This window comes from Nocardia sp. NPDC004260, from assembly GCF_053603155.1.
Genome location: NZ_JBSGEZ010000002.1, coordinates 112,638 through 138,797, shown reverse-complemented (window position 1 = coordinate 138,797; position 26,160 = coordinate 112,638). Strand labels below are relative to the sequence as shown.

Sequence of the window (26,160 nt, the reverse complement as noted above, 5' to 3'; positions counted from 1 at the left end):
GGGACCCGCGCCCGAGACGCCGGTCCCGATCGCCCGGGGAAATCCGTTGGCGGCGTCACGCGCGCGCGGCAGGATGGCCCGGTGACGTCAGCGGGAAGTACCGATGTGGTGGCTCGGCTCCGGGCGGCGGGCTGCGTGTTCGCCGAGGACGAGGCGCGGCTGCTCACGGCCGCCGCCGCAGAGACCGGTGTGCCCCTCGAATCGCTGGTCGCCCGGCGCGTCACCGGCAGTCCGCTCGAGCACCTGCTCGGCTGGGCGGAGTTCCACGGACTGCGGGTCGCGGTGTCGCCCGGCGTCTTCGTGCCGCGGCAGCGCACCACGTTCCTCGTCGATCTTGCGGTCGAGTTGATCCGCGACCGCACCGGCCATCCGGTGGTGGTCGATCTGTGCTGCGGCTCGGGCGCCCTTGGCCTCGCTGCGGCGCGGGCCGCCGCCGACGCGGGCCGATCGATCACGCTTGCGGCCGCCGACATCGATCCGGTCGCGGTCGCGTGCGCCCGCCGCAACCTCACCCCGCTCGGCGTTCCGGTCTACGAAGGGGACCTCTTCGAGCCCTTGCCGGGGGAATTGCGCGGCTGCGTCGACGTCCTGCTCTGCAACACCCCCTACGTGCCCTCGGAGATGATCGCGCGGATGCCGCCGGAGGCACGCGATCACGAGCCGCGCACCGCCCTCGACGGCGGCCCGGACGGATTGGATGTCTTCCGCCGGGTCGCGGCCGATGCTGCCGAGTGGCTGGCCCCGGGCGGACATCTGCTCGTCGAGTCCAGCGAGGACCAAGCGCCGATCGCGCTCGGCGTGCTGACCGAGCACGGCCTCGCCGGGCGCGTCGCGGAGTCGGACGAGCAGTACGCGACCGTGGTCATCGGCACCCGCCCCCGGTGACGAGGACGCATCGCCCGGCTCCGACCCGGACGCCGCGCTACTTCTTGCGGCCGGTGAACTCGTCCATCGAGTGGTAGACACCGACGGTGTCGAGGAACAGGTCGCGCAGCTTGATCGGCAGCAGACCGGAGAGCGCCTTGTTCAAGCGTGAGGTCCACGGCAGTACGAGCAGCGGGGTGCCGTTCTTCATCTCCCGCCACGAGGTGTCGACTACCTTCTGCTGGTCCAGGATCGGCGTGAACAGGAATCCCTTGGCGCCCTCGAACATTCCGGTGTCGATGTAGGTCGGGCAGACCGTGGTGATCTTCACGTGGTCGTGGCCGGCCTGTTCCAGCTCGATGCGCACGGAGTCCGACCAGCCCAGCGCCGCCCACTTGGACGCGGCGTAGACGCTCATGCGCGGGTTGGACACCAGGCCCGCCGAGGAAGCGATGGTCAGCACTCGCGCCTCGGTGGATCCGGCGACCATCGCGGGCAGGAATTCGAGCGTGACGTACATCGGGCCGAGCGAATTGATCGCCATCGTCTTGTCGATGTCGGCGCGATTGTCGGTTTCCCAGAAGTAGCTGTTGCCGCGCACGATGCCCGCGTTGTTGACCAGGATGTCGATGCCGCCGACCTGCTCGCGCGCGCTCGCCGCCGCCTCGGTGATCGACTCGGCCGAGGCCACGTCGACCACGAGATGATGCACGGCGCTGCCGCGGCCGGTCAGCTCGGCGGCGGTCTCCTTCAGCGCGGCCTCGTTGATGTCCCACAGCACCACCGCCGCGGCGCCTTCGCGCACCGCACGCTCGGCGAACAGCTTGCCCAGGCCCATCGCGGCCCCCGTGACCAGGACCCTCTTGCCCGCCACCGTGTCCAGTTTCATCCGTACCGCTTCCTGATCCGTGAGTCCTGCGAGTTACTTCTGCCGAAGCGATTTCATGACGCCGAAGTACAGCGTCATGGTCTTGGCCCAGAGCGCTTCGGACATGCCGGGCAGCGGCGCGATGGGCAGCACCCGCTGCACCGCGATGGTCTGGGTGTCGATGTACTTGAGCAGGCCTTCGGGACCGTGCCTGCGCCCCGTGCCGGAGATGCCGAGCCCACCCGACGGCGCGTCGGCGCTGCCCCACGCGGCGATGAAGCCCTCGTTGACGTTCACCGAGCCCGCGTTGATCCGCGCCGCCACCGCACGGCCGCGGGCGGTGTCCTTGGTCCAGACGCTGGCGTTGAGGCCGTAGGCGGTGTCATTGGCCTGCGCAACGGCATCGTCGTCACTGCTCACGCGGTAGATCGAGACCACGGGGCCGAAGGTCTCCTCCCGATGCACCGTCATGCCCGGCCGCACGCCCGCCAGCACGGTGGGCTCGTAGAAGTACGGGCCGAGGTCCGGGCGCGCGCGACCGCCCGCCAGCACCGTGGCGCCCTTGGCCACCGCGTCGTTCACGTGCGCCAGCACCGTGTCCAGCTGACGCTGGAAGGTCAGCGAACCCATGTCGCTGTCGTAGTTCAGCCCGCCGCCGAGTTCGATGGCCTCGACGTGCCCGACGAATTCGGCGACGAAGCGGTCATAGACGCTGTCGTGTACGTAGATCCGTTCCATCGACTCGCACAGCTGCCCGGCCGAGGCGAAGCAGGCGCGGATGGCGATCTTGGCGGCACGGGAGAGGTCCGCGTCGGCGAGCACCAGCAGCGGGTTCTTGCCACCCAGTTCGAGGGAATAGCCGATCAGCCGCTCGCCCGCCTGCTGGGCGATGGTGCGCCCGGTGGCGCTGGAGCCGGTGTAGTCGACGTAGTCGGCGCGGGCGATCACATCGCCGCCGATCACCGAGCCGCGGCCGAGCACCGCCTGCCAGAGCCCACGCGGCAGTCCGGCGCGCACGGCGGCATCGATGGCCCATAGCGCGGTGAGCGCGGTCTGGTTGTCCGGGCGCGCCACCACCGCGTTGCCCGCGACGAGGGCGGGCAGCGCGTCGGAGACGGCCAGTGCCAACGGGTAGTTCCAGGGCGAGATCACCGCCACCACGCCCTTGGGCCGGTGCAGCACGTCGACCTGGGTGAGCACGGGCAGCACTCCGCGCGGCTTGCGGATGGCCAGCAGCCGCCCGGCCACCGAGGCGTAGTACCTGGCGTTCACGGCCACGTCGCCGACCTCGTCGAAGGCATGCGCCCGTGCCTTGCCGGTCTCGGTCTGCACGATGTCCAGGATGGTGTCCTGCTCGGCCAGCACGATGTCGTGGAACCGGCGCAGCACCGCGACCCTTTCCCGCACCGGACGCCGCGCCCATTGGCGCTGCGCTTCGCGGGCGGTGGCGAACGCGGTCTCGATGTCGCCGGTGGAGGACTGCGGCAGGTCGGCGATCTTCGCGCCGGTCGCGGGCGCGAACACTTCGACCGCGGGGGCGCCGCCCGCGACGGCGTGCGCGAGCAACGGGCGCACCAACGCGGAGGGCAGCGCGGCGACGGTGACCGGGTGGGAGGCGATGGTCATGTTCGGCCCTCTCGAGAACGGTGGGCCGCGTGCGCGCCCTATTAAATGAACAGTGGTGTTAGATTAATGTCTATGTCACTGCTCGTGTCAAGCTGTTCGTCGTGGCGCACAGATATCCCGGGGGCCGCTTTGTGAGGTGGCACCATGCCCGCTGAGACGTCGGCCGCGCGGCGCGGCAGACCGCCGCAGACCCCGGAACAAGCCGAAGAGGTGCGCGCCCGGATCGTGCTGGCGACGGCGGAAGTGTTCACCCGCACCGGTTCCCGCGGGCTGAGCGTCGCGCAGATCATCGAGCAGGCCGGGTTGGCGCGTCCGACCTTCTACCGCTACTTCGCCAACGCGAACGAACCGCTGCTCGCGGTGCTGGACAGTTCCAACGAGGGATTGGTCGGCGGCATTCGTACGGCGCTGACCGGCACCGACGAGCCGGTCGAGCTCGGCATCCGATTGATCGACGCCTACCTGGACTGGGCGCGCGGGCACGGTCCCATGCTGCGGCCACTGTTCGCGGAGTTGCACGATCCGGGCTCGCCGGTGTCGGTGTACCGGGAGCGCGCGCTCGACGACATCCGCGCGCTGGTGCGCGAGACGTTCGCCGGGCTGGGCCGCCCGGTGCCGAGTCCGCTGGACCTCGACGCCGCGCTGCATTTGTGCGAGTACGTGGTCTACCGGATCTCCGCCGGTACCGCACCCGGCGCCGAGCCGGACGCGGACACGGTCGCGGCGGCACGCCTGACCATGATCCGGGTGCTGCTCACGACGTTGGGCACGCGGGCCGATGTGGAATACGCGCTGACGCTGCCCACGATCTTCCCCGCCGAGCCATAGCCCGGCCCGCGCGTCAGCGCGGAACCGGGGTGACGGGGTGGCTGTCGAGGACGCGCTGTTCGACCCGGTGGATCAGGTCGTGCACGCGCGGGTCCCGGGCCAGCCTGCTGTCCAGCACCACGTTGATCGCGCCGCGGAACAACGCGTAGGGCTCCCACTGCGGCGGCGCGATGGTGCGTGCGGCGCGACGGGCGATGCCGTCGGCGATGGATTCCGCCGCGTCGCGCACGGTGATGCGCAGGTTGAGCGGCCACGGCAGCAACGCGCCCAGATCGGCGCCCAGATCGTCTTCGTCGAGGGTGCCGTGGGTCATCGCGGTGTCGACGATGCCGAAGTACGCCACGCCCGCGGTCGCGCCGACCGCGGCCAGCTCCACCCGCAGCGCCCGCCCGAACTGCTCGACGGCGGCCTTGCTGACCATGTAAGGCGAACCGGCCATGCCCGGTGCGAACGCCGCGGCGGAGGACACCACCACCACATGCCCTTTCGCGGCGACGACGTCGTCCAGCGCCGGATGCACAGTGTTGAACACGCCGGTCACGTTGATGCCGATGACCCGATCGAAGTCGCCGGGATTCATCGTCCGGATGGTCGCGGGCTCGGGCACCACGCCCGCGTTGGCCACCACGACATCGATCCGTCCGAACCGCTCGCGCACCCGGGAGATGGCTTCGCGCATGCCGATTCGATCGGAGACGTCAGCGCGCACGACCAGCGCGCGCTCCCCCATCGAGCGCCCGACGGCCGCGGCAGCGGCCTCGTCGATATCGATCAGCGCCACCGAAGCGCCCGAGGCGTAGAGCTTTTCGGCCAGCGCCCGGCCGATGCCGGTGCCCGCGCCGGTGATCACCACCACTCGGTCGCGGACGTCGAAGGGGTGCTCGGCGGGCGAGGAAAGCAGCTGACGCAGCAGGCCGACGACCACGGCCCTCACCCCGCCCGCAGCCGGTAGGACTCGTGGTCGAAACGACTTGTTCGCCTGCGATATTCGAAGCTCCAGTTCGGGTACAGGCCCGCGTTGCCGCCGTCGGCGGTCTGGTAGTAGCTGCGGCAACCGCCGGTCAGCCAAGCGGTGTCGCGGCTGCGCTCGGTCACCTCGTCGAGGAAGGCGCGCTGCACCTCCTCGCGCACATCGATCCGCTGGATGTTCTGCGCACGCATGGTGGTCACGGCATCGACGATATAGCGCACCTGCGCCTCGATCATATAGATGGCGGACTGATTGCCCGCCGCCCCGAACGGACCCAGCGTGCAGAAGAAGTTCGGGAACCCGGCCATGGTCGTGCCGAGGTAACTGCTCGGCCGCTCCCGGTACCGCTCACCGATGGAGCGCCCGCCGATTCCGTGCACCCGATCGAAAACGGCGGGGGGAACACCGAATCCGGTACCCCAGATGATCGTGTCCACAGGGTGCTCCGCGCCGTCGGCGGTGACGATCGACCCGGCGCGGATCTCTCGGATGCCCTCGGTCACCACCTCGACGTTCGGTTGGGTCAGCGCCGGATAGTAGGCGTCGGAGAAGATCGCCCGCTTGCATCCGATCACGTAGTCGGGGGTGAGTTTGCGCCGCAGCTCGGGATCGCGAACCTGACGCAGCAACTGGAGTCTGCCGAGCGCCTCGTACGGATGGCGGAATCGCTTGTCCACGAAGCCGACCAGGCCGAACCCTTCGATGCCGGTGTAGTACAGGCCGCGCAGCGCGCGGCCGAGCGCAGGCACCCGGCGCAATAGCGCGCGTTCGGCGGGCAGCGTGCGGCGATCCAACCGCGAGACGATCCACGGCGCCGAACGCTGGAACACGGTCAACTCGCCCACCAGCGGCTGGATCTCGGGGATGAACTGCACGGCCGACGCGCCCGTGCCGATCACCGCGACCCGCTCGCCGGTGAGATCGTGCTCGTGGTCCCAGTGCAGCGAATGGAATTGCGCCCCTTCGAAGGTCTCCGCGCCCGGCAGCCGCGGGATCCGCGCCTCGCTGAACGGCCCCACGGCGGAGACCAGTACGTCCGCGGTCAGATCGCCGCGATCGGTGCGCAGCCGCCACCGCGTGGCCGCTTCGTCCCAGCGCGCCTCGAGCAGTTCGACGCCGAACCGCATGTGGCGCACCACGTCGTGGCGCGTCGCGACCGAGCGGAGGTAGGCGAGGATCTCCGGCTGCGACCCGTAGGTGCGCGACCAATCCGGATTGGGCGCGAAGGAGTACGAATACAGATGCGAGGGCACGTCGCAGGCACAGCCCGGATAGGTGTTCGCCCGCCAGGTGCCACCGAGGTCGTCCGCGCGCTCGAGCAGCACGAAATCCTCGATACCCGCCTCGCGCAGCGCGACCGCCAGACCGATTCCGGCTATCCCGGCTCCGATCACCGCGATCGGGACGTGCTCCGCATGCGCAGCCACTGCCATGTCCTCCTCCCACCCGCGGGCGACGTTGGCCGGCGAGCTCACAGATCCAGTTCGAGTTCGCCGCCGTGCGCGCGGGAGACGCAGGTCAGCATCGCCTCCGCGCGCTCGGACTCGAGCAGTGACCGGTCCCGGTGCTCCACCGCGCCCGCGAGCACCCGGGTCTTGCAGGTGCCACAGAAACCCTGCCCGCAGGAGTAGGCCACGCCGGGCAGCACGCGGCGGATCGCGCTGAGCGCGGACTCGTCGGCGGCGACTTGCACGTCGAACCCGCTGCGACGCAACCTGATCCGGAACGGCTCCCCGTCCCGCACGGGCAGCGGCGAGAACCGCTCGGTGTGCAGCGAGGCCGAGGGATCGTGCAGCGCGAGCACCCCGCGCGCGGCCTCGGCCAGCGGCGGCGGCCCGCAGACGTAGACCGCGGCGCCGGGCGGCGTCTGCTCGAAGATCATCCGCGCGTCGGGTACGCCGAACTCGTCGTCCGGCCGCACCACCACGTCACCGCCGGTGTAGCGGGCCAAGTCGTACAGGAACGGCATGCGCGTCCTGGAGCGGCCCAGGTACATCAACCGCCACGGCACCCCGGCACGCTCGGCCGCGGCGACCATGGGCAGGATCGGCGTGATCCCGATGCCGCCCGCGACGAACAGATAACACGGCGCGGCGACGAAAGGGAACGCGTTGCGCGGCCCGCGCACGCCCAGGCGGTCACCCACCCGCAGATCCCGATGGATCTCCGCGGAGCCGCCCTCGCCGTCGGCGATGAAACGGACCGCGATGCGGTAGAACCCGCGGTCGGCGGGGTCGTTGGTGAGCGAATACTGCCGCTGGCGACCGGACGGCAGGAAGACGTCCAGATGCGCGCCGGGCGTCCACGCGGGCAGCGGGCCGCCGTCGGGGTGGCGCAACCACAAGCTCACCACACCGTCGGCCTCCTGGCCGATCCGGTCGACGACCACCTCGAATTCGTAGCCGGTGCGGCGGACCGGATCCGGGCGCGAGAGCAGTCGGGCGGCGTCGCCTTCCACGAACAGCCGCTTGTAGGCGTCGGCCGCCGAGCCGATCAGGCGCAGCGCGGTCCCCGGCTGGAACCGCTCGACGGCGGTCACCCGCGCGCCGCCCGTGCCGCGGGCGACTGCGCGAGGTAACGCAGGGCGTTGTCCATCGGGCCGAGCTGCGACGGGTGGAAGCCCGGCCGCAGGTAACGCGGAATCTCGGTGAAGAAGGTCGTGAAGCTCGGCACCACGCCGCGCACCGAGGCGCTGGCCATTTGGAGTGGCCAGAATCGGCCTTTGTGCTTCGACGGGTCCTTGTGGAACAGGTAGCCCCCGGAGATGACGAACAACACGAGCAGGCCCGCGCTGGCCAACAGCGCCTGCCGCGCCTTGCGCGCGTATCCGCCGTCGACGTGCATGTACGCGTCGTAGACGACGCTGCGATGCTCGACCTCCTCCGCGCCGTGCCAGCGGATCAGATCCAGCATCGCCGGGTGCATGCCCTTGGCCTCGAGCTTGTCGTTGGTGAGCAGCCACTCCCCGATGACCGCGGTGTAGTGCTCCATGCCCGCGAACAACGCCAGCCGCTCGCACAACCACTCCCGCTTGGCCCGGCCGGACAGTCCGTGATCGCCGAGTATCCGGTCGACCAGCCAGGTGACCCGGTCGACCATCGGGCCGACCTCCAAGCCGAGCCGCTCCAACTGTTCACGCGCCTTCTCGTGCGAACTGGCGTGCATGGATTCCTGGCCGATGAAGCCGCGGACTTCCTCGCGTAACCGCTCGTCGTCGATCAGCGGCAGTGCCTCGGCCAGCGCCTGCGCCATCGCGCGCTCGCCTTCGGGCAGCACCAGGTGCATCACGTTGATGATGTGGGTGGCCATCGCCTCGCCGGGGATGTAATGCATCGGCACCGTGGCGAAGTCGAACTCCACGGCCCGCGCGTTGATGGCGTGTGTCTGGTCGGCATATACGGCAGAACCCATCTCGCACCCCTCGTGATCGATCGGCGGTCTTCGCAATGTATTGGTGACATCACATGCTGTCAACATCACATGATGTCAATTCGGCCGCTATGAGAGGATGACGGCCATGGACGAAGCCGACGGGTCGATTCCTGGCATGCGCCGCTGGCGCGGGCAATCCCCCGCCGATCGCGTCGCCGCGCGCCGGGAACAGCTGATCGAGGCGTGCACGGAATTGATGGCCACCGTGGGCGCGGCCGAGACGTCCATGCGAGGTGTCTGCCGACAGGCCGGACTCACCGAGCGCTACTTCTACGAGAGCTTTCCGAACCTGGACGCGCTGCTGACCACCGTGCTGGACACCGTGGTGCTCGGCGCGCGGGACCGGTTGCTGGACGAGCTGCCCAACGCACCCGTCGAACGCGACGCGATGTTCCGCCACATGGTCGCCGTCTTCACCGACTATCTGCTGGAGGACCGCCGCCGCGGGCGGATCATGTTCGTCGAGTCGCAGGCCACGCCCGTGCTCTTGCCGCGCGCCTATGAACTCATCGGCCTGTTCACCGCGCCGATCGCGTTGGTCATCAGCGCGGGCGACTACACCGAGCCGATGCCCGACGAGCACGACCACGAACTCAACGCCAGCGCCATCTTCGGTGCGCTCGCTTACCTCTATCGCCCCTGGCTCGACGGTGAGATCCAGGTCCCCCGAGAGCGTTTCGACGCGCACACGTCCGACGTGCTCGAACGGATCGCCACAGCGCGCTCCTCGCTGAGCACCGAAGCCTAGCTCCGACGCCGAGCGCCCGATCGGACCACGCGGCTCGACGGGCGCCACCCGAACGTGGCCGACCGGCCGCTCCGGGCCGGTGATCGATCACACGCGGCCGCCGGGCGAACGCAGCTCGACGCAGCACTCGCCCGCCGCCGGCGCGAGCATTGCCGTCACAGTGTCGGCTTCCAGGCCGTTCAGAAACCCACGCAGGTAGGCGTGGTTGATTCCGCACACCAGGTCCGGAGCCTTGGCCGCGAGTGGGTGGAACGGGCAGTTCCGCAGGCGCAGACATCCCGCGCTTTCCCGGCCGGGTTCGAACCCTTGATCGGTGAGCGTCGACTGCAGCAGGGTCAGCGCACGTTCGGCGCCGAGGCGTCCCGGCCGAAGCTGTTGCCGTAGCGCTTGTCCGTGTTCGGCGCCGCGATCGCGGGCTATCCGCATCGCGGCCTCCCGCGAGGTCTCGTCGGCCGACTCGGCGAGAACGGCGTCGGCGAGTATCTCCGCCAGCACCTGGTGACGGCGTTCGGGAATGCTGACCTGGACCTCGGTGTCGGCGGGCTCGTAGACCTTCGGCGTGCGCCCGACCCGCCGGACGCCGCCGACCTGCTCGTAGCGGGCCCGCAGCAATCCGGCGTCGACGAGCTTGTCCAGGTGGAACGCGGCCAGCTTGCGGGATATCCCGACCTGCTCGGCGGCCTCGTCCCGGGTCACCGGGCGACGGGCGCGACGGATGAACCGGTACATCCCGCGGCGCAGTTCGTCGTCGAGGGCGGCCACTGCACCGATCGCCGCATCGCTGGTCACAGGATCACGATAGCACTCACCACACTGGTTGAAATCAGTTTGAAGCGATATATGCCCAGCTCTTGACCACATCGGAGAATTTAACCAATAATAATTGTCGTAATAAGCCGACCGTATTCGGACCAGCCACGGCGGTGCGCCACGAGCCGCCCTCGACATGGGAGCCAGCGTTCATGTCCCATTCCGCGTTACGAGTCGTCCACGACTCCGGCACGACCGTCGACCTGACCGCCGCCGAGCGCGCCGCCGGCGAGTTCCTCTCCGCGCTCGGCGTCGGCCTCGACGACGAACACCTGAAGGCCACCCCGGGCCGCATGGCTCGCGCCTACGCCGAACTGTTCACTCCCCGCCCGTTCGACCTGACCACTTTCCCCAACGACGAGGGCTACGACGAGCTCGTACTGGCCCGCCGCATCCCGTTGCGGTCGGTATGCGAGCACCACCTGCTGCCGTTCGTCGGGGTCGCCCACGTCGGTTATCTACCGGGCGACCGCATCCTCGGACTGTCCAAGCTCGCCCGCATAGTCGAGCACTTCTCCTGCCGCCCGCAGGTGCAGGAACGACTGACCAAACAGATAGCCGACTGGCTGGCGACCAATCTGAGCCCCAAAGGGGTCGGGGTCGTCATCGAAGCCGAACACACCTGCATGACCCTGCGCGGCGTGCAGGCGGTCGGCGCGACCACGGTCACTTCCACCATGCTCGGCACACTGCGTGACGACGCCCGCTCTCGCCAGGAGTTCTTCTCCCTCACCGGGATCGCGCCCTGACCATCTCCACCGTCGAGTTACAACCCCTGCCGAGCAGCGACCGCACACACTGCGGCGCCGCCCGGATCGTTCGGCACGTCCAATAGTGGGCAAACCTTCTGTGCCACAGCGATGTTCGGCACGGATCGGAGCACCGGCCGCAGCACTCCGATCCCGCACCGGGCGCACGGTTCGCAGTGAAGTCACTCACATCCGACGAGAGAGACGTCTCCCCGAGTACTCACACATTGCCGCCATTCGGCAATAGCCGATCGGTTGCCATTCCGAAAGCGACGCATTCGCCCACCCGGGCCGCCGCATACGGCCCGCGACGGGAAACGCCGCGACAAGCCGAAACGGCAGTCCACATCGCAATACTGCGAACGCCATAGCCAGCCGGTCACCGGTTGGTGATACCTCACGAAACAGATACCATCGGCAGTGATTTCCGTCTCAGACGGAGCGCTCGAAGGTGATATAGCCATTCGTTGTTACTGTCGGGTAGTGTTCACTGCACCGACGATCAGAGTCGATCCGGAACCGTATTTCCCCACGATTTCAGGAGCGCTCGTGTCTCCCCATTCTCGTTTCGAATCCATCGGCGCCTATCTGCCTTCCAGAGTCGTCACCACGGAGGAGCTTCTTTCCGGGCTGAAAGAACCGCCTTCATTCGATCTTGAGAAAATCACCGGCGTCCGTGAGCGCCGGTTCCGCGATACCAGGCCGGAAAGTCACGAGGACTCGTTCACACTGGCCATCAAAGCTGTCGAAGACTGTCTGTCCAGGTCACAGTATGCACCGGAGGAGATCGACGTCATCATCTCCGCCTCGATCACGCGGAGCAAGAACGCGACCAGGGTGTACATGGAGCCGTCGTTCGCCGGTTCGATAAGCCGCCTTATCGGCGCGAAGAACGCGATCACATTCGATATCACCAATGCCTGCGCAGGAATGCTCACCGGCACGTACATCCTGGATCGGATGATCCGTTCCGGCGCCGTTCGCAATGGCCTCGTGGTCAGTGGTGAAGCCATTTCCCCGATCGCCGAGACCGCAGTTGCCGAGATTTCCCAGAAATACGATCCGCAATTCGCTTCGCTGTCCGTCGGCGACTCCGGATGCGCGATCGTGCTGGATCGCGCAGTCGATGAAAACGACATGATCCACTACATCGAAATGATGACCGCCGCGGAATACGCGCAGTTGTGTCTGGGCATGCCGAGCGGCAAGACGCAAGGCATCGCGATGTACACCGACAACCGCAGGATGCACAACGAGGATCGCTTCCTGCTCGGCACCAATACCCAGCGGAAATTCCTCGAGGCACAGGGCAAGACCTTCGCTGACGAGAAGTTCGACTACGTCATCCACCATCAGTTCGGCGCCACCGCCATCCCGTGGATGAACGCGATCGCCGAGCGCGAGTTCGGCAGTCCGATGCCGCCGGACCTGCGGGTCATCGAGAAGTACGGAAATACTTCCACCACTTCGCATTTCATCGTGCTGCACGATCAGCTCAGCGAGCAGAGCATCCCCGCGGGCTCGAAGTTGCTGCTGGTGCCCGCGGCTTCCGGCATCGTCACCGGTTTCCTGTCCACCACCATCTCGTCACTGAAGGTCTGAGGCCGGTCATGAGTGTGCGTATCAAGTCCACCGCGATCAGCCGCGGCGGCGACACCAACAGCATCGTGGAGCACAACGGCCGCGCGGCCAAGCGGTGCCTCGAGCGGGCCGGCATCCGTCCCGACCAGGTCGGCCTGCTGATCAACGCGGGTATCTTCCGGGATTCCAACACGGTCGAGCCCGCGGTGTCGGCGCTGATCCAGAAAGCGGCCGGAATCGGCCTGGAATACGCCAAGGACGACCCGAGGACGTTCTCGTTCGATCTGATGAACGGCGCGATCGGCGTGCTCAACGCGGTGCAGGTGGCCACGTCGGTCCTGGAGACCGGCAGCGCCGAGCACGTGCTCGTCGTCTCCGGCGACACCCATCCGTCCCTGCTGCGTTCCGTCGGCGACGACCGGTTCCCGTACGCCACCTGCGGCGCGGCGCTGCTGCTCGAACACACCGACGAGCCGACCGGCTTCGGCAGGGTGCACACCGTCGCGGGCGAGGGCACGCCCGCGATCGAGGCCTACGTCGACGTGACGACCATGGGCAACACCGGCCGCGGCGCCATGACGGTGGAACGCGAGCCCGGCTTCGAGGACCGCCTGCTGGAGGTGGCCGTCGACGCCGCGCGCCGGGCGCTCGCCGAGTCCGACCACGCCTCGCTCGACGAGATCGCGCTGATCGCCTCGACGCCGAGCCCGGAGTTCCCGAAGAAGCTGGCCGCCGCGCTCGGCATCGACGAAAGCTCGGTCCGCACACCGGATCTGCGCGACGGCGACCCGCACACGGCCGCGCTCACCGCGGCCTACGACCAGGCGGTAGCGGACGATACCCTCGCCGCTCATCGCCAACTGCTGTTCGTCGCGGCGGGCGCGGGTCCCTCCGCGGCGGCGGTGCTCTACCGGCTGCCCGCCTTCGCCGGGGCGCCTGCGTGACAACGGGAACCTACTGGCAGGCCATCGATCGGTTCCGTGCGGTCGTCCGCACCGACCCCACCCGGGTGGCCGTGCGCTACGCGGACGGGGTCGGCCCCGATGGCCTGCCGGCCTACCGGCACCTGACCTATCGCGAGCTGGACGCGTGGTCGGACACGATCGCCCAGCGGCTCGCCGCGTCGGGTGTCGGCACCGGGACGCGCACCATCGTGCTGGTGCTGCCGAGCCCGGAGCTGTACGCGATCATGTTCGGGCTGCTCAAGATCGGCGCGGTGGCCGTGGTGATCGACCCGGGCATGGGCGTGCGAAAGATGTTGCGCTGCTTGCGCGCCGTGGATGCCGAGGCGTTCATCGGCATCCCGCAGGCGCATGCGCTGCGCGTGTTGTTCCGGCGCGGCTTCCGCACCGTCCACACGGCGGTGACGGTCGGCAGACGCTGGTTCTGGCGCGGCGAGTCACTGCGGGACTGGGGCCGCACGCCCACCGGCTCGATGCCTGTGGGCCGCCCGGCCACCGGAGACGATTTGCTGCTCATCGCTTTCACCACCGGCAGCACCGGCCCGGCCAAAGCCGTGCAGCTGACACACGGCAACCTGGCCGCGATGGTGGAGCAGGTGCACGTAGCACGCGGGGAGGTGGCGCCGGAAGCCTCCTTGATCACCCTTCCGCTGGTCGGCGTGCTGGATCTGCTGCTCGGCTCGCGCTGCGTGCTGCCGCCGCTCATCCCGAGCAAGGTGGGCGCGACGGATCCGGCGCATGTGGCCGACGCGATCGAGAAGTTCGGGGTGAATACCATGTTCGCCTCCCCCGCCGTACTCATCCCGCTACTGGAATACCTGCGTGCCCACCCGACTCCGCTCGCGTCGCTGGAGAGCATCTATTCCGGTGGCGCGCCGGTGCCGGACTGGTGCATCGCCGGACTGCGCGCGGTGCTGGGCGAGGACGCGAAGGTGGTGGCGGGATACGGGTCCACCGAGGCGCTGCCGATGTCCACCATCGAGTCCAGGGAACTGCTGGACGGCTTGGTCGAACGGGCGCACCGCGGCGCGGGAACCTGTATCGGCAGGCCCTCCTACCAGGTGCAGGCGCGCGTCGTCGCCATCACCGACGACCCCATACCGACGTGGGCGCGGGCCGAAGAACTCGCGGGCGGCCTTGCGGGCACTCGTGGCATCGGCGAACTGGTGGTGAGCGGGCCGAACGTCAGCACCAGGTATTACTGGCCGGAACAGGCGAACGCGTTGGGCAAGATCGTCGACGGCGATCGGGTCTGGCATCGCACCGGCGATCTCGCGTGGATCGATGAACAGGGGCGGATCTGGTTCTGCGGCCGCAAGAGTCAGCGCGTGGTCACGGCGCGGGGACCCATGTTCACCGTCCAGGTGGAGCAGATCTTCAACACCGTCGCGGGTGTGGCCCGCACGGCGCTGGTCGGGATCGGTCGGCGTGGCGCGCAGCGACCGGTGCTCTGCGTCGAAGTGAAGCCGGGCGCCGACCCGGCCGTCGTCGAGCCGGCGCTGCGGGCCCACGGGGCGCAGTTCGACCTCACCAGGACGATCGCCGACTTCCTGGTCCATCCGTCGTTCCCGGTGGACATCCGGCACAACGCCAAGATCGGGCGCGAAGAGCTCACAGGGTGGGCGGCCGAGCGCCTCGGAACGGATACCTGATCATGAAAACGACCGCACTGCGGGCGGTTCCCGTCCTGGGATGGCTGTATCTGGCGGGCGGCGCGCTCGCCGCGACCACCGGCCATGCCCCCGACAGCCGGATCCTGCGCACCGTCTGGTGGATCGACGCGTTCCTCAGCGTCGTCGTGCACGCGGCCCAGATTCCGGTGGCCTTGCGCGCCGCCGAGGGATCCGGCAGCGGTCGCCTCCGTACGGCGATATTGACGCAGATCTTCGGCCTGACCTGGTGGCGGACCCAGCCCGGCAAGGAGGAAAGGCAATGAGCAAAGTTCTGGTGACCGGCGCGTCCGGTTTTCTGGGCGGAGCGCTGGTGCGCAGATTGGTGCGCGACGGCGAGCACCATGTGTCGATCCTGGTGCGCCGCACCAGCGATCTGTCCGACCTGAGCGCCGACCTCGACAAGATCCAGCTGGTCTACGGCGACCTGGCCGATCCGGCGTCGCTCGAGCGAGCCACCCGCGGCGTCGACATCGTATTCCACAGCGCGGCCCGGGTGGACGAGCGCGGCACCCGGGAACAGTTCTGGAACGAGAACGTCCGGGCCACCGAGCGGTTGCTGGAGGCGGCTCGGCGCGGCGGGACCGCGCGGTTCGTGTTCATCTCCAGCCCGAGTGCGCTGATGGACTACTATGGCGGCGACCAGATCGACGTCGACGAGTCGGTGCCGTATCCGCGGCGCTACCTGAACCTGTACTCGGAGACCAAAGCCGCGGCCGAGCGGGCGGTGCTGGCCGCCGACACCGAGGGATTCCGCACCTGCGCGCTGCGCCCGCGCGCGATCTGGGGTGCGGGCGACCGGTCCGGTCCCATCGTGCGGATGCTCGGGCGGGCCGGCGCGGGAACGTTGCCGGATTTGTCGTTCGGCCGCACCGTGTACGCCTCGCTGTGCCACGTCGACAACATCGTCGAGGCCTGTGTGCGAGCAGCCGCCTCGGACACGGTGGGCGGCAAAGCGTATTTCATCGCCGACGCGGAGAAGACCGACGTCTGGGGCTTTCTCGGCCAGGTGACCGCCCAGCTCGGATACCAGCCGCCGACCAGGAAACCCAACCCCAAGGTGATCGACGCGGCGGTGCGGGTCATCGAGGCGATCTGGCGCATCCCCGCCGTCGCGACACGCTGGTCGCCTCCGCTCTCGCGCTACGCCGTCGCTCTGCTCACCCGCAGCGCCACCTACGACACCAGCGCCGCCGCGCGCGATTTCGGCTACCGGCCGGTCGTGGACCGCGACAGCGGGCTGACCGCCTTCCTCACCTGGCTGCAAAGCCAGGGCGGAGCGGTCGAACTCACTCGCGACCTGCGCTGAGCACTTCCCCGCTACCGGAGACCAGCATGAGCAACGCCCCCGTCTTCCGCAGGAAGATCACCCCCACCGAACGCCTCTATTTCGCCACGCGACAGGTGACTCCGCCGTTCGTGATGCACATCGCCGTCCATGGTGAAGGCAGCCTCGACCCGGCCGCCGTGCAGGCCGCCGTCGACGTGGCCTCGGCCGCCGCTCCCGGCGCCCGCCTCGTCCGCGACGGCCGCGACTGGGTGGACAGCGGTTTGGCCGCCACCGTGCGCGTAGTGCCGGGATGGTCGCTGAACTACGACGCACTGGAGCATGACGCGGTGCTCAACAGCCCGATCGGTCCCACACCGGACCGCACCACCGAGGTGCTGCTGCTCACGGGTGCGCAGACCACCGTGCTGTTCCGCGCCTTCCACGGCGTGATGGACGGCATGGGCATGCGCATGTGGGTGGACGACGTGTTGCGCGCCCTGCGGGGGCAGCGGCCGCTCGGCGCTCCCGACCCGGTCGCGGACGCCGAACTGGTCGCGCGGGTCGGCGCTGCGGGCAGACCGACTTTGGTGCTGCCCACATTCCAGGCGCCGTCCGGACACGGCCGCCAGGATCCGGCGGCCCCGCGCTGGCTGCTGCGCCACCGCACGATCGAGGCGACCGGCAGGGGCATCGTCGCGCGCGTGGCGGCGATCCTGGCCGAAGAGTCGGAGACGAAGTCGCGCTTCATGATTCCGGTCGATCTGCGCAGGCACGATCCCGGCTTGCGGTCCACCGCGAACCTGGCGCTGCCCCTGTTTCTCGACGTGGCGCCAGGCGAAGACTGGGAGGCGGTCAGGGAGCGGATGCGGGTCGGTCTGCGGGAGAAACGCGAACTGAACGAATTGGACAACGGCAAGCTGTCGAAGTTCCCGGACGCCGTCATTCGCACGGTGCTGCGCGGGAGCAACTGGCTGGGAGCACGGCTGAACCGGAACATGGTGTCGGCCACCGTCTCCCACATGGGCAGCTGCGATCTCGATGAGCTGGCCGTCCCCGGCTGGACACCGACCACCATGCGGTTGCTGCCGCAGCACAGCGGCGCGATGCCGCTGCTGTTCGCCATGGTCGAATCGCGCGGGAAGCTGGAGCTGACCGTCTCCTGCCGCAACGGCGCGGGCATCGAGACCCGGCTGGAGGCGCTGCTGGACAAGATCACCGCGCGGCTCGAGGCCGAGCTCGCGCCGCACGAGGCGGCCGTGGCATGACCGCCGTCGCCCGGGTCGTCCTCGCCCGGCCACGGATGGTGCTCGCCGTCGTGACCGGGGTGATGCTGCTGTCCGGTCTCCTGGGCATCGGAGCGTCGGACAAGGTCACCGCTGCCGGGTTCATCGATCCCGGCAGCGAGTCCGCGCACGTGGATCAGCTCGTGAGCGAGCACTTCGGACCGCAGAATCCCGACGTGGTCGTGCGCTACACCGCTCCGGAGGGACAGACGCTCGACGACATCGGCCCCTCGGTGCAGGAGTCGCTGGCGCGGATCGATCCGGCGATGCTGCAACGGCCGATCGAAACCTATTGGAACGCTGGGTTCGCGCGAAAGCAGTTCCTGCGCGCGGCGGACGGACGGCACGCGCTCGCCGTGGTCTATCTCGCCGGTGACGCCAACCAGCGTGTCGCCGCGTACCCCGACATCGAACCGCTGCTTCGCGTTCCGGGTGTTCCGGCCGATCTGTCCGGCTACAGCGCGGTCTCCACGGAGATCAACGCGCAGTCCCAGCACGATCTGGTCCGGGCGGAAGCGCTCTCGCTTCCGCTGACGCTGCTCATCCTGGTGCTGGTGTTCGGCGGTCTGGTCGCCGCGTCCTTCCCGGTCGTGGTCGGCGGCCTGACCGTGCTCGGCGCGCTGGGCGCCATCCGCGTGCTCGCCGAACTCACCGAGGTGAGCACATTCGCGGTGAACATCGCCTCCCTGCTCGGCCTCGGAATGGCCATCGACTACGGGCTGTTCCTGGTCACCCGATTCCGCGAGGAGGTCGCCGAGGGGCACGACGTGCGCTCCGCGATCACCCGCACTTACTCGACCGCGGGACGAACCATCGCATTCTCGGCACTGCTGCTGGTTTGCGCGTTCGCGGGTACGTTCGTCTTCCCGCAGGCGGTGCTGCGCTCGCTCGGCATCGGCGCGATCACCGCGGTCGCGCTGGCCGCTGGACTCTCGCTCACCGTGCTGCCCGCCCTGCTCGCCCTGTTCGGCGCGCGCCTCGGCGCCGCGCGCGCGATCGATCGCACCGACCGGTTCTGGGGCGGCCTGGTCGACCGCGTGCTGCGGCGGCCGGGGCTGGTGACCGTGGTCGTCGGCGCCGTCCTGCTGGTCTTCGCGGCGCCGTTGGCCGGGCTGCGGCTGGGCGACATCGACCACCACGCGTTGCCCCCGGACAACGCCATGCGCGTCACCATCGAAGAGCTCACCGCGCAGTTTCCCGCGGCGGGCAGCGGAGCCACCGCCGTGCTGCACGGCACGAACGGGCCGCCGCAGTCGGCCGCGGTGGATGCCGCCGCGGCGGCACTGGGCAAGGTCGACGGTGTGCGGCAGGTCGTCCAGGTGGGTCGCGCCGAGGATTTCGTCGTCTTCCACGCGTTCCTGCGCGATACCGATCGCACCGAAGCGGCGAGCGCCTCGGTGCGCGGCATCCGTGCCCTGACGCCGCCGGACGGCACCGTGCTGTGGGTCGGCGGCGACACCGCGGCCACCGTGGACAGCGTGCGGTCCATCGTCGCCGGGATGCCGTGGATGATCCTCGTAATGGTCGGCGCGACGCTGGTGCTGCTGTTCACCGCGTTCCGTTCGATCGTGTTGCCGCTCAAGGCCGTCGCCCTCGCCTTCCTCAGCCTCGCCGCGACCTTCGGCGTGCTCACCTGGATCTTTTGCGGCGGGCATCTGTCCGGTCCGCTCGGCGTGAGCAGCGGCCCGATCACCGCGGGCATGCTGGTGCTGATCATCGCGGTCGTCTTCGGGCTGTCCACCGACTACGAGGTGTTCCTGCTGTCGCGCATGGTCGAAGCGCACGACGCGGGCGCCGGCACCGCGGCGTCGGTGCGCGTCGGCACGGTCAAGACCGCGCGCGTGATCACCGCAGCGGCGACCTTGCTGGTCATCGTCACCGGGGCGTTCACCCTCTCCCCGCTGACCCCGATGCGCTTCCTCGGTCTGGGCATGATCATCGCACTCGTCGTGGACGCCACCCTCGTCCGCATGCTCTTGGTGCCCGCGCTGGTCCAGCTGATGGGCCCGGCCAACTGGTGGTCACCGCGCCGCCGCATCATCCCGGCCACCGTCGACCGCATCCGGGAACGCACGTCCGCGGCCTGACGGAGTCCAGCGGTGCTAAGCGACCAGTTCCAGCAGGCCGCGTGGATCCCACGGCATCGGCCCGGTCGGGAAACTCATCCGGACCAACCGGTGCGGGGCGACCGCGTCGAAGTGCGCCACCGCGGGTGGCAGGAACCCGCCGATCACCTTTTCCACCATCGTGTTCAGCCCGGTGAGCCGCGGTCGCAGACGTACCTGCCAGCTGGTGATGCGACCGGCCGGTACGTCGACGACGGTGCGCTGCTCCACTTTCGCCCCGAGCGGGACGTGCACCGAGAAGGCGAGCCACAGGTCGACGCACTCCTCGGCGCCCTCGGCGAAGTCCAGGCCGCGCAGCAGCGTCATGCCGCCGGCGAGCGGCATCACGTTGGCCGGAAACGGCGCGATCCCGCCGCCGAACTGAAGATGGGTGGTGCCGACGAAGTTGGCCTCCTCGCGGCTGACGACCGTGGTGCCCGAGCGTGTCTCGGCGCGATAGCGCTCGGCCGACAACCGATCTCCCGAGCGCTGGAACCGCTGCTCGATGGTCATCGCGAAATTCGCGGGTCCGAGGCCGACCTCGAGCATCGAGCGGTAACCGTCGCCGTCGTGCGATATCACGCTGATCAGATCGAGCTTCGGCGGCCGATCGGCCACGCTGACGGTGTAGACGGACTTCTCTCCGTCGGGTATCCCCGGGTCACGAAAAGCGGTGCGCACATGTCCTCCTCACACCGTGTCCTCGGCCGCCGCCGCGAACACCGCTTCGAGCGTGGCCACGTAGCGCTCGACGGAACCGTGCGCCACCGGCGTGTCCGGGTAGATGACGCTCAGCGTGGTCTCCGACGCGAGCCGGTTGATCCAGATCAGCACCTGTTCGGACGCGGCACGATTGGCGTACAACCCGCACGACGCCAGGTCGAACATCTCGTTGCCGAGCAATTCTCGGGCGTCGACGTAGGAGATCATCGGCGTGGACCAGCCCGGTTCCAGGTCCAGATCGGAGTCGGCGGGCAGCAGTTCCACCACGCGCTGGAACGAGGTGGGAGCCAGGCGCAGGCCGTTCTCGTAGGCGTGCTGCGCGATGGCCGCGGCCCGGGCGAAGGTGGTGGTAGGCGCGATCGGAAAGGCCACCGGGAGCAACGTCACATACCAGCCGACCGACGCGCGCTCGGCGGCGGAACCGCGGGTGCTGACCGGTGTCATGCCGAAGTAGTAGTCGCTGTCGATGAGCTCGCGCTCCGCCAGCGCCGCCGCGGCGAAGATCCCGCCGACGAACTCCGCGCCGTTGTCGCGGCAGACCCGCTCGAACCGTAGCGCGGTGTGCTCGTCGAACAGCGTGACCGTGCGGTGCGCACTGCGGTTGTACACATCGGTCCGCCTGCCCAGATCCAATGGGAAAGAAGGCAGTTCGCCGTCGTTCCCGCGGATGAGCTCCAGCCACTTCTGTACGCCGGGCGAGGCGAGCGTCATCCGGCCGATGTACTCCCGTTCGGCGGTGCAGTAGTCGAGATAGCTGGCCGCGGGATGCAGCATGCCGACGTCTTCCCACACCTCGCGCAGATACAGCAGCGCGAGGTCGAACCCGGATAGGTACTGGCCGAATCCGTCGGTGTGCAGATGATCGACCGCCAGGTAGACCGTCGTCGAATCCTCGCGTTCGATCGCCCCGAAGGTGAAGCAGTCCCAGTCGAAAGGCCCCGGCGTCGTCTTCTGGACGTGATCGCGGATCGCCCTTGCCTCGTCCACGTGGCCGTAGTCGACCGGCACGAAATCGACGTCCTCCTCGGGCACCAGGTGACGCTCGATCGCACCGGCGGCGTCGACCCGGAACCCCGCGCCCGCCACGCCCTGCACGATCCGGGCGAGCACCAGTTCCGTCGCGGTGGTGGACACCCCGCACCACACCGAGGCCACCGTGAAGGCCACCGCCGACCACAGGAACATCCGGCGGCGGCCGACGATCGCACCGACGCGAGCGGCGGTGAGAGCACGCAGGCGAACGCCAGCGAGTACCCGGCCACCACCCACAACTGCTCGGACCGCGACGCCCGCAGCTCCGCGGTGACGACCGGGAGGGCGGTGTTGACGATCGTCACATCGATCATCTGCATGAAGACCGAGATCAGGCACGCCCCGAACGATCCGAGCGCCACCGCGGCCTCTTTGCGGGTCATCGGATCGCCGCTTCGATCATCGGCCACGAATTGCGCAGGTCCTGGTGCCAGTAACCCCAGGAGTGGGTGCCGTTCGGCCGGAAGTCGAAGGTCGCAGCGACACCCAGCTGACGCACCGGTCCTGCAACTGGTGCGTGCACAGGTTCGCCACCGCCTCCAACGGTGCCCCGAACACCAGTTGGTAGAGCAGGTGCGCGAGGTCGCCGTGCGCGCCCTCGAAGTTGTCCTTCGGGCCGGGCAGCCCGGTACCGGTGGAAACGTAGATGGCGGTGCCGCGCAGCCGGTCCGCGTGCAGGTACGGATCGTTGGCGCGCCATGCGGGATCGGTCGGCGGCCCCCACATGTTGACGACGGTGCCACGCTGCTGCGTGACCACCGCCTGAACCACCGCCTGCCCCGCGGGGTCGCTGGTGCGCACGCAGCCGCTGTAGGAACCGATGGCCTTGTACAAACCCGGTGCGGCCATGGCCAACTGGAAAACCGAGGTGCCTGCCATCGAGATGCCCGCGATGGCGTTCTTCCCGGTGCCGTTGAAGGTGGCGTCGATGAGCGGTGGCAGCTCTTCGGTGAGGAAGGTCGACCAGCGCTGCCTGCCGAGCACCGGATCGTCGCTGCGCCAGTCGGTGAAGTAGCTTCCCGCACCGCCCAACGGGATCACGACGTTCACCTGCTTGTCGCGAAAGAAATCGACTAGATCGGTGCCGTCGAGCCAATTCCCCTCCGCACCACCGTTGGCGCCGTTGAGGAGATAGAAGGTCGGCGCCGGTGTGTCCGGATCGGCCGCGCGCAGCACCCGAATTCGCGTAGCGCTGTTCATCGCCGCCGAGTACACCTCGAGTTCGGATTGCCGGTCGGATTCGAACCGGGTTTCCACTATTCGCGAGCCGTCCGCCGCGACGGGTCGCGATGGCTCGGCGCGGACCACCGGCTGTGCGCCGATCATCACGCAGGTGAAAATCAGGACCGCGGCGAGTACCGCGCCTGTTCGATGCGAATATCCGGGCATGTCGACTCCTGGCCCCGGGTAGGAGGGCGAGAATTCGCAGTCAATAACATCGGGCGGCCCACCCGCCGGATTTTCGAATGATCCTGTGTTTCCTACCAATTCGATTCGTCGACTATTTGCCGTATTTCCCAAACCGGGCCCGCGACCATTGCGATCCCGGTGCGGCGGAACCTAGCGTCGAGAGCATGGCGTTCCCTCGACTGTGCCGCGACTCACGCGGAACGGTCCGGCGCGCAATGCTCTTCGCACTGCTGATGCTGATCTGCTCCGGAAGCCCGGCGGTCGCCGAACCACCCCCGATGCGACCCGCACACGGGCGAGCAGTCGAGCTGACCGTCTTCTCCCCCGCGATGGGCGCATCGGTATCGGTCGTCGTGCTGCCACGCCCGGACCCGTCCCGTCCGGCTCCGGTGCTGTATCTGCTCAACGGCATCGACGGCGGCACCGCGGGCGATGGCTGGACCGACCGGACCGACGTCGACCGATTCTTCGCCGACCGGCAGGTGACCGTGGTGGTGCCGGTCGGAGGCGCGGGAAGCTACTTCACCGACTGGCGCGCCGACGACCCGGTCCTCGGCCGTCCGCGCTGGACCACGTTCCTCACCCGCGAGCTTCCCCCGATCATCGACGCCACCTTCGGCGGCACCGGCGCCAACGCCATCGCCGGAGTCTCGATGACGGGCACCTCGGTGTTCCAGCTGGCCATGGCCGCACCGGGTTTGTACCAGGCCATCGGTTCCTACAGCGGCTGCGTGCGCACCAGCGACCCCGCCGGACAGGCCATGGTGGCCATGATCGTCACCGCGGAAGGCGGCACGGTGGCGAACATGTGGGGCGCGCCGGGCGATCCGGCCTGGGCGGCCAACGATCCTTACGTGCACGCGGATCGGCTGCGCGGCACGACGATCTACGTGGCTTCCGGAAACGGGCAGGCGGGCCCGCTGGACCAGCCGCACAGCACGGGAATCGACGGCAACCCCGCGAAGATGGCGGACCAGTTGGCCATCGGCGGCATGCTCGAAGCCATCTCCGACCGCTGCACCAGGTCACTGCGCGACCGCTTCACAGAACTCGGCGTCCCCGCCACCTTCGATCTGCGGCCGAGCGGCACCCATTCCTGGGGCTACTGGCAGCACGACCTGCACAACAGCTGGCCCTTGTTCGAATCCGTTCTGCGCTAGCGGCTCCGGGGCGATCCGCGATCAGCCCCGTCAGGTGCACCCTTCCAGGGTCGCGTGTGCCAGTTCATCGACCACGTCGCCGATCTCATGACGGTCACGCAGCGCTTCGAGCTGGCGTCGGGCGCCGTTGCCACGCTTGCCGAGGTCGGCGATCGCTTCGGTGACGAAGGTTTGGTCACCGAAGTCCCGCAGCGCGGGCTCGATGTGCGCAACGAGTTCGTCCAGCAGATCTCGGTGTGGAATCACCCGCCCTTCGACGGGATCGAGTCCGTCACCGTCCAGACCCGACTGCGCGGCGTTCCAGTAGGCGGCGCGAAGTACTTCGGCAGGGACGGGCGGGGCGGGTTGACCCTGTTCGATCGCCCGCACCCCCATGGTGACGGTGGCCCTGATCAAGGCGGCGAGCAGCGCGGCTTCCTCCGCGGTGGCGGGTACGTCGCTGACCCGCACCTCGACGGTAGGGAACGATTCCGAGGGCCGGATGTCCCAGTACACCATCTTGTTGTCGAGAATGCTGCCGCTGGCGAGCATCGTCGCGACGATCGCGTCGTAGTCCTCGACGGAGGCGAAGTACGGTGGCGGTCCCGCACTGGGCCAGCGCCGCCACAGAATGCTGCGCCAACTCGCGTATCCGGTCTCGCTGCCACGGTAGATCGCCGAATTGGCGGTCAACGCGAGGAATACCGGCAACCACGGACGCACGTGATTGCCGACCAGTATCGCGGTCTCGCGATCGGGCACACCGACATGCACATGGCATCCGGACAGTCCTTGTTCATGGGCGATCATGCCGAAGCTGTCGGCGATCCGCCGATATCGAGGCGTATCGGTGACCGGGAAGCCTTCGGGCACGGTCGGGGGCACCGCGACAGCGAGGAGCCGAGCGTCATTGGCGGCCGCGCATTCCGCGACGGTCCTACGCAGCGTGCGCAATTCCGTGAGCAGGTCGCCTATATCGGAATGCACCCCGCTACTGGTTTCCACCTGACAGCTGGTCAGCTCCAACTGCAGATCGATGTCCGCCTTCCTCGCCGCTTCGGCAACTCGGATGTTGGCCGGTGTAGGGGCGCCGGTTTCGGGGTCGGTCAGCAGGAATTCCTCTTCGACACCGACAGTCGGTACATGGTTGTCCATGGTCGTGATCACGCCCTTCGATACTTCGGCCGGTATTCCCCGGTGGTAGCGGCCCGTCTCGCGCCGATGTGATCCGCCCAGGCCACTTGCCTACCTGTGTGTCGACGGAGCGAGCGAATGTGTTCGGGCCGTACCCCCTTCGCGCATATCCAAACGATCGGACACCGGCTGGTCAGCCGTCGTAGCCGGTGCGGCGGCCCCTCGATTGAGATCGCGCTGGCGGGGTAGATGCCACGTACCTGCGGTGTATCCACCCGTCTTCCGGTGACCGCGCACGACGGAGGTAGCGACATGGCCGAACATCACGACACGGCACCCGGCAGCATTCCGGCAAACGTTTTGTCGCGCAGGGACTTCGCCGACAGGGTGTTACGTGCCGCGGCAACTCCGGAACGAATCGCCGACGTCGTCGCGCGGATCGTGGGTGAGCGCATCGAGATCGGGCCGGTGCCGGTAGCTTTGAACGGACTCGTGCGCGCCACCGCGATCGCCGAAGCCGGACCCGTACACGCCGTGCGATGCGACTGCGGACCCTGGGATATGACGATCGCGGTGCCGATCCTGCTGCGCCTGCGCGTCCGCCTGCCCGGTCGAACGCTGCGATACATCGGCGCGGCCCGCGTACTGATCCGGCTCGCGTTGATTCCCCGCGAACCCTGCGGACTGTTCCTCCGGACCGACGAGGTCCACGCCGAAGACCTCACCATCAGGATGCGCGCTCGCGACCTCACATCCCGACTCGCCGGAGGCATCGGCCGGGTCGAATCCACGGTGGCCGAGCACATCCTGCGCTACATCGACGAACTGTTCGACGGCCCCGCGTTCGGCGGCATACGCGACATCGATATCGCCGACATCATCGACCGCGCCTGGGACGCGGGTCTCGTACTCCACTTCCCGGAAAGAGCCGCGAGCTGACCCGAACCAGGGCGGTA

The 26,160-nt window shown here is 68.5% G+C and carries 23 protein-coding genes and 1 pseudogene; 13 read left to right on the top strand and 11 right to left on the bottom strand.

Annotated elements, in window-relative coordinates; all coding sequences use genetic code 11:
- The first annotated feature begins 81 nt into the window (after positions 1–81).
- The gene (locus ACWEO7_RS02230; RefSeq protein WP_452420132.1) at positions 82–885 is read left to right on the top strand and encodes a putative protein N(5)-glutamine methyltransferase; all 804 of its coding nucleotides are present in this window, start codon (positions 82–84) and stop codon (positions 883–885) included.
- A gap of 37 nt (positions 886–922) precedes the next feature.
- Here ACWEO7_RS02230 and ACWEO7_RS02225 read toward each other — a convergent pair whose 3' ends face one another.
- Together ACWEO7_RS02225 and ACWEO7_RS02220 are read right to left on the bottom strand one after the other, a co-directional pair.
- Positions 923–1,753, bottom strand: a complete 831-nt coding sequence (locus ACWEO7_RS02225; protein WP_452420131.1) for an SDR family NAD(P)-dependent oxidoreductase — start codon at positions 1,751–1,753, stop codon at positions 923–925.
- A 33-nt stretch (positions 1,754–1,786) separates the two neighbouring features.
- On the bottom strand, positions 1,787–3,358 hold the full coding sequence (locus ACWEO7_RS02220; protein ID WP_452420130.1) for a succinic semialdehyde dehydrogenase: 1,572 nt from the start codon (positions 3,356–3,358) through the stop codon (positions 1,787–1,789).
- Between the two features lie 144 nt (positions 3,359–3,502).
- On the opposite strand from ACWEO7_RS02220, the gene ACWEO7_RS02215 reads away from it, so the two are divergent.
- Complete coding sequence (locus ACWEO7_RS02215) at positions 3,503–4,186, top strand: TetR/AcrR family transcriptional regulator (RefSeq protein ID WP_450014873.1); 684 nt, start codon at positions 3,503–3,505, stop codon at positions 4,184–4,186.
- 13 nt (positions 4,187–4,199) lie between these two features.
- Here ACWEO7_RS02215 and ACWEO7_RS02210 read toward each other — a convergent pair whose 3' ends face one another.
- The 4 genes from ACWEO7_RS02210 to ACWEO7_RS02195 are packed head-to-tail and all read right to left on the bottom strand — an operon-like array spanning position 4,200 to position 8,567.
- Positions 4,200–5,111 carry a short-chain dehydrogenase/reductase gene (locus tag ACWEO7_RS02210; protein WP_452420129.1) on the bottom strand — a complete coding sequence of 304 codons (912 nt, stop codon included), beginning with the start codon at positions 5,109–5,111 and terminating at the stop codon, positions 4,200–4,202.
- A gap of 5 nt (positions 5,112–5,116) precedes the next feature.
- Complete coding sequence (locus ACWEO7_RS02205; RefSeq protein ID WP_452420128.1) at positions 5,117–6,589, bottom strand: flavin-containing monooxygenase; 1,473 nt, start codon at positions 6,587–6,589, stop codon at positions 5,117–5,119.
- A 38-nt stretch (positions 6,590–6,627) separates the two neighbouring features.
- Entirely contained in the window at positions 6,628–7,695 is a 1,068-nt protein-coding gene (locus tag ACWEO7_RS02200) for a PDR/VanB family oxidoreductase (RefSeq protein ID WP_452420127.1), read from the bottom strand.
- Positions 7,692–8,567: a metal-dependent hydrolase gene (locus tag ACWEO7_RS02195; RefSeq protein WP_356961934.1), complete on the bottom strand. Its 876-nt coding sequence runs from the start codon at positions 8,565–8,567 to the stop codon at positions 7,692–7,694. The genes ACWEO7_RS02200 and ACWEO7_RS02195 overlap by 4 nt, the downstream gene beginning before the upstream one ends.
- A gap of 106 nt (positions 8,568–8,673) precedes the next feature.
- Here ACWEO7_RS02195 and ACWEO7_RS02190 point away from each other — a divergent pair, with 106 nt between their 5' ends.
- Positions 8,674–9,336, top strand: a complete 663-nt coding sequence (locus ACWEO7_RS02190; protein WP_450014877.1) for a TetR/AcrR family transcriptional regulator — start codon at positions 8,674–8,676, stop codon at positions 9,334–9,336.
- A gap of 87 nt (positions 9,337–9,423) precedes the next feature.
- Here the strand turns inward: ACWEO7_RS02190 and ACWEO7_RS02185 are convergent, their stop codons facing one another.
- Positions 9,424–10,125: a helix-turn-helix transcriptional regulator gene (locus ACWEO7_RS02185; protein WP_452420126.1), complete on the bottom strand. Its 702-nt coding sequence runs from the start codon at positions 10,123–10,125 to the stop codon at positions 9,424–9,426.
- 173 nt (positions 10,126–10,298) lie between these two features.
- Here ACWEO7_RS02185 and folE point away from each other — a divergent pair, with 173 nt between their 5' ends.
- From folE to ACWEO7_RS02145, 8 genes are all read left to right on the top strand, one after another.
- Positions 10,299–10,895 (top strand): GTP cyclohydrolase I FolE, encoded by a 597-nt coding sequence (gene folE, locus ACWEO7_RS02180; RefSeq protein ID WP_452420125.1) that lies wholly within the window; start codon positions 10,299–10,301, stop codon positions 10,893–10,895.
- A gap of 549 nt (positions 10,896–11,444) precedes the next feature.
- Positions 11,445–12,497 carry a 3-oxoacyl-ACP synthase III family protein gene (locus ACWEO7_RS02175; protein ID WP_452420260.1) on the top strand — a complete coding sequence of 351 codons (1,053 nt, stop codon included), beginning with the start codon at positions 11,445–11,447 and terminating at the stop codon, positions 12,495–12,497.
- An 8-nt stretch (positions 12,498–12,505) separates the two neighbouring features.
- Positions 12,506–13,420, top strand: coding sequence for a hypothetical protein (locus ACWEO7_RS02170; protein WP_452420124.1), 915 nt, complete (start codon positions 12,506–12,508; stop codon positions 13,418–13,420).
- Complete coding sequence (locus ACWEO7_RS02165; protein ID WP_452420123.1) at positions 13,417–15,090, top strand: fatty acid CoA ligase family protein; 1,674 nt, start codon at positions 13,417–13,419, stop codon at positions 15,088–15,090. The genes ACWEO7_RS02170 and ACWEO7_RS02165 overlap by 4 nt, the downstream gene beginning before the upstream one ends.
- A gap of 2 nt (positions 15,091–15,092) precedes the next feature.
- The gene (locus ACWEO7_RS02160; RefSeq protein ID WP_452420122.1) at positions 15,093–15,374 is read left to right on the top strand and encodes a hypothetical protein; all 282 of its coding nucleotides are present in this window, start codon (positions 15,093–15,095) and stop codon (positions 15,372–15,374) included.
- Positions 15,371–16,417 carry an NAD-dependent epimerase/dehydratase family protein gene (locus ACWEO7_RS02155; RefSeq protein ID WP_452420121.1) on the top strand — a complete coding sequence of 349 codons (1,047 nt, stop codon included), beginning with the start codon at positions 15,371–15,373 and terminating at the stop codon, positions 16,415–16,417. Before ACWEO7_RS02160 ends, ACWEO7_RS02155 begins: the two co-directional genes overlap by 4 nt.
- A gap of 26 nt (positions 16,418–16,443) precedes the next feature.
- Positions 16,444–17,643, top strand: a complete 1,200-nt coding sequence (locus ACWEO7_RS02150; RefSeq protein ID WP_452420120.1) for a peptide synthetase — start codon at positions 16,444–16,446, stop codon at positions 17,641–17,643.
- The gene (locus ACWEO7_RS02145; protein ID WP_452420119.1) at positions 17,640–19,748 is read left to right on the top strand and encodes an MMPL family transporter; all 2,109 of its coding nucleotides are present in this window, start codon (positions 17,640–17,642) and stop codon (positions 19,746–19,748) included. The genes ACWEO7_RS02150 and ACWEO7_RS02145 overlap by 4 nt, the downstream gene beginning before the upstream one ends.
- 15 nt (positions 19,749–19,763) lie before the next feature.
- Here the strand turns inward: ACWEO7_RS02145 and ACWEO7_RS02140 are convergent, their stop codons facing one another.
- The 3 genes and pseudogenes from ACWEO7_RS02140 to ACWEO7_RS02130 all read right to left on the bottom strand — a co-directional run bounded on the left by ACWEO7_RS02140 (position 19,764) and on the right by ACWEO7_RS02130 (position 22,910).
- On the bottom strand, positions 19,764–20,447 hold the full coding sequence (locus ACWEO7_RS02140) for a hypothetical protein (protein ID WP_452420118.1): 684 nt from the start codon (positions 20,445–20,447) through the stop codon (positions 19,764–19,766).
- 9 nt (positions 20,448–20,456) lie between these two features.
- Complete coding sequence (locus tag ACWEO7_RS02135) at positions 20,457–21,758, bottom strand: condensation domain-containing protein (RefSeq protein WP_452420117.1); 1,302 nt, start codon at positions 21,756–21,758, stop codon at positions 20,457–20,459.
- A 142-nt stretch (positions 21,759–21,900) separates the two neighbouring features.
- Positions 21,901–22,910: pseudogene (locus tag ACWEO7_RS02130) on the bottom strand (alpha/beta hydrolase).
- A gap of 185 nt (positions 22,911–23,095) precedes the next feature.
- Between ACWEO7_RS02130 and ACWEO7_RS02125 the strand changes: the two are divergent.
- Positions 23,096–24,091 carry an alpha/beta hydrolase gene (locus tag ACWEO7_RS02125; RefSeq protein WP_452420116.1) on the top strand — a complete coding sequence of 332 codons (996 nt, stop codon included), beginning with the start codon at positions 23,096–23,098 and terminating at the stop codon, positions 24,089–24,091.
- A 30-nt stretch (positions 24,092–24,121) separates the two neighbouring features.
- Here the strand turns inward: ACWEO7_RS02125 and ACWEO7_RS02120 are convergent, their stop codons facing one another.
- On the bottom strand, positions 24,122–25,225 hold the full coding sequence (locus tag ACWEO7_RS02120; RefSeq protein ID WP_452420258.1) for a glutamate--cysteine ligase 2: 1,104 nt from the start codon (positions 25,223–25,225) through the stop codon (positions 24,122–24,124).
- A 291-nt stretch (positions 25,226–25,516) separates the two neighbouring features.
- Between ACWEO7_RS02120 and ACWEO7_RS02115 the strand changes: the two genes are divergently transcribed.
- Positions 25,517–26,143 carry a hypothetical protein gene (locus tag ACWEO7_RS02115; RefSeq protein ID WP_452420115.1) on the top strand — a complete coding sequence of 209 codons (627 nt, stop codon included), beginning with the start codon at positions 25,517–25,519 and terminating at the stop codon, positions 26,141–26,143.
- Positions 26,144–26,160: the final 17 nt, after the last annotated feature.